Below are 3,635 nucleotides of genomic sequence, written 5' to 3' on the forward strand. Positions count from 1 at the left end.
TACGATATGAATAAGTTGTTCATTGGGGCGATGGGGACGCTCGGGGTGCTGAGCGAGATTACGCTCAAGCTTCGACCGCTCGCGAAATATGAAAGCGTTGTGTTGCTGTCGTTCCCAAGCGGCGATCTTCATGACATTCGCTCGTTTGCCGTTTCGTTCCTTGATACAATGATGGAGCCGATTTGTTTTGAACTGCTCAACCCGGCGCTTTCCGAGCGGCTGACGGGACGGCCGGTTTATACGCTTGTGATCGGGTTTGAAGATGTGGAAAACGCCGTCCATTACCAAGAGCATTGGGTTGAACGACTGCGGCCGAAAGCGGTGGAAATGTCCATTTTAGCCGGCGAAGAGACGGCGGCGTTTTGGCGGACGTTTTACACGATGGCACCGAACGGGCGTCTGGAGCAGGCGGAAAACGGTGTTGAAGCGGCAGTGAAAATCGGGGTTGTCAACTTGGATGTACTCTCCATCTTGCGTGAAAGCGTTTTAATCGCTGACCGTTGCCATGTCCGCATCGAGGCGCACGGCGGATTGGGCCACGGGCTTTGTCAGGCGTATATGCACGGCGGCGAAGAGGGAGTGTTGACCGCGATCGAGGAGCTGCGCCAAACGGCGGTTCGCCTTGGCGGCTACGCGATTGTGAAACATTTGCCGCTTTCGCTGCGCCAGCGCGTCGACGTCTGGGGCGGAAAGCCGTCGTACTTTTTCTTGCTCGAAGGCATTAAGCGGAAAATCGATCCGAACAAAACGGTCAACGATCAACGCTTTATTGGGGGGATTTAATGATGAGCACGATGACCAATGAACGGGCGGACAGCCCGGCGTGTGCGACCGCGAGTCTTGGCAACTATCGTTTTCACGATTTGCCGGACCCGAGCAAGTGGGCTGATTGCGTTCATTGCGGCATGTGTTTAGAATCATGCCCGACGTACGAACAGACGGGTGAAGAACAGCACTCTCCGCGCGGCCGCGTTCATTTGATGAAGTCGGTCGGCGAAGGGAAGCTTGAGTTGACGCCTGATTTGCTCGATCCGATTTTTACGTGCTTGGATTGCCGTGCATGCACGACGGCTTGCCCGGCCGATGTCGATGTCGGTGGGCTCATTGAACAAGTGCGCGGCCAGCTCCGCCAGGCGGTTCCGCTCACCGGTTGGAAGGCGCTTGTCAGCGACGTTTTCTTAAAAGGCATTTTTCCNCATCCGTCGCGCCTCGATTGGCTCGGCCGCCTGCTGAAATGGTACCAAAAAAGCGGCTTGCAGACGGTGGCGCGCAAAACCGGACTGCTGCGTGTCATGCCCGATCACTTGGCTGAGATGGAGGCGATTTTGCCAGCGGTCGGTACGCCGGTTCGGAGAAAGTATAAACATCAGCCGCTCATTAAGGCGAAGGGGGAAACAAAGCGAACCGTCGCGATTTTGACCGGATGCGTCATGGATGTTATGTTTAGTGATATTAACGAAGCGACGATCCGTGTATTGACCCATAACGGCAACGATGTCGTCATCGTCCCGAACCAGACGTGCTGCGGGGCGCTTCACGTTCACGCCGGCGACCGCGAAACCGGCCGGAAGCTCGCCAAGCAAAATATTGAGGCGTTTCAACATGTCGACCATGTCATCGTTAACGCCGCCGGCTGCGGCTGCATGTTGAAAGAATATCCGGAACTGTTCCGCCATGACCCGGAATGGCATGAAAAGGCGGAGCAATTTGCCGCCAAAGTTGAGGATGTGTCCAAATTTTTGCATGACACGGGCTTCAAACCACCGAAAGCGGAATTGAACGTGCGCCTCACCTACCATGATGCGTGCCATTTGGCCCATGGCCAGGGCATCCGCCAAGAGCCGCGCGCTTTGATTGAAAGCATTCCGGGGGTGGAAATGGTCGCCATGCCAAACGCCGATCGTTGCTGCGGCAGCGCCGGCATTTACAACCTCACCCATCCGGAGATGGCACAAGCGGTGCTTGAGAGCAAAATGCAACACGTGCCGCAAGAGGTGGAGCTGATCTCGATGGGCAATCCAGGTTGCATGCTGCAAATGGCGCTTGGCGTCATGAAACATGGACGAAACCAAAAAATCGTCCATACGGTGCAGCTGCTCGATTGGGCGTACCAAAAAGAAGAAGGGAAGGACGTGCGCATATGAGAAAACGGCCGATTGCAACGAACGACCCGCACATCCAAGCGCTCGCCCGCATCGTTGGGGAACAGGCGATTTTATACCGGAAAGAAGATTTAATGGCGTATGACTGCGACGGCTTCACCGTCCACCGCCATTTGCCAAGGGCGGTTGTATTTCCAAACAGCACGGAGCAAGTGGCGGCGGTCGTCAAATACTGCCATGAGCATGATCTTCCGTTTCTCGCCCGCGGCGCCGGCACGGGGTTAAGCGGCGGGGCGATTCCGCTAAACGGCGAAGTCGTCATCAGCCTAACGCGGATGAAGCGGCTGTTGCACGTCGATCTCGAAAACCGGCGCGCCGTCGTCGAGCCGGGGTTTGTCAACTTGAAGTTGACGAACTCGGTCGCCCACCGCGGCTATTACTATGCGCCCGACCCGTCAAGCCAATATTGCTGCACGATCGGCGGCAACGTCGCTGAAAACGCTGGCGGCGCCCACTGCTTAAAATACGGAGTGACGACGAACCATATTTTAGGGCTTGAAGTCGTCTTGCCGAACGGCGAAGTGATTGAAATCGGCGGAAACGGCGTTCCCGATCCGCCAGGCTACGATTTGCTCGGGCTGCTGACCGGGTCGGAAGGGACGCTTGGCATCGTGACAAAAATCACCGTCCGTTTGTTGAAAAATCCCGAGGCCAAACAGACGGTGCTCGCCTATTTTGACGAAGTGGAAGATGCGAGCCAGACCGTTTCCGACATCATTTCCGCTGGAATCGTGCCGGCGGCGCTCGAGATGATGGACCAAACGGCCATCGAGGCGGTCGAAGCGGCCGCGTTTCCGGTCGGGCATCCGAAAGACATCGCCGCGCTGTTGCTCATTGAAGTGGATGGCATTTCCGCCGGGATCGACGAACAAATCAACGATATTTTAACGATTTGCCGCCGCCATCATGTGCGCGAAGTGAAAGTCGCCCAGTCAGAGGAAGAACGGGCCCGCTGGTGGGCGAACCGGAAAACCGGCTTTGGCGCCATGGGGGCGATTTCGCCTGACTATTTAGTGCAAGATGGCGTCATTCCGCGCAGCCGTCTGCCGGAAGTGCTGCGGGAAATCGCCGATATCAGCCGCAAGTATGGACTGAGAATCGCAAACATTTTCCACGCCGGCGACGGCAATTTGCACCCGCTTGTGCTGTTTGATGCGAGCAAGCCTGGGGAGACGGAGCGGGCGCTTGCCGCCGGAAGCGAATGCCTCAAGGCGTGCGCGGCGGTCGGCGGATCAATTACAGGGGAACATGGCGTTGGCATTGAGAAAAAAGAAGAGATGCGCTTCATTTTCACTGATGAGGAAATTTTGGCGCAAACGGCAATCCGCGACGTGTTTAACCCGAAAAACTTGCTCAACGCCGGCAAGCTGTTCCCGACGCCGGGGCGTTGTGTAGAGACAAAGACGCCGTCGACAGTGAAATGAAAATTTTTTGAAAACGATTGCCAGTCATTTCGTTTCATGGTATCATCTT

Annotated in this window: 3 protein-coding genes and 1 pseudogene; all 4 read left to right on the forward strand. The window is 56.1% G+C overall.

Going from position 1 to position 3,635, the window contains the following annotated elements; all coding sequences use genetic code 11:
- The coding region (locus VU18_RS19560) for a hypothetical protein (protein ID WP_047757875.1) at window positions 1-783 on the forward strand (783 nt) is incomplete at its 5' end.
- Window positions 783-1,195 (forward strand): (Fe-S)-binding protein (locus VU18_RS19565; protein WP_236687311.1); only part of this gene is annotated, 413 nt, incomplete at its 3' end. The genes VU18_RS19560 and VU18_RS19565, both read left to right, overlap by 1 nt.
- Window position 1,196: 1 nt before the next feature.
- Window positions 1,197-2,144: pseudogene (locus VU18_RS06630) on the forward strand ((Fe-S)-binding protein); the annotation flags it as partial.
- Window positions 2,141-3,586 carry an FAD-linked oxidase C-terminal domain-containing protein gene (locus VU18_RS06635; protein ID WP_013145472.1) on the forward strand — a complete coding sequence of 482 codons (1,446 nt, stop codon included), beginning with the start codon at window positions 2,141-2,143 and terminating at the stop codon, window positions 3,584-3,586. The pseudogene VU18_RS06630 and the gene VU18_RS06635, both read left to right, overlap by 4 nt.
- Window positions 3,587-3,635 lie beyond the last annotated feature (49 nt).

This window comes from Geobacillus sp. ZGt-1, from assembly GCF_001026865.1.
In the GTDB taxonomy this organism is placed as follows: Bacteria; Bacillota; Bacilli; order Bacillales; family Anoxybacillaceae; genus Geobacillus; species Geobacillus thermoleovorans.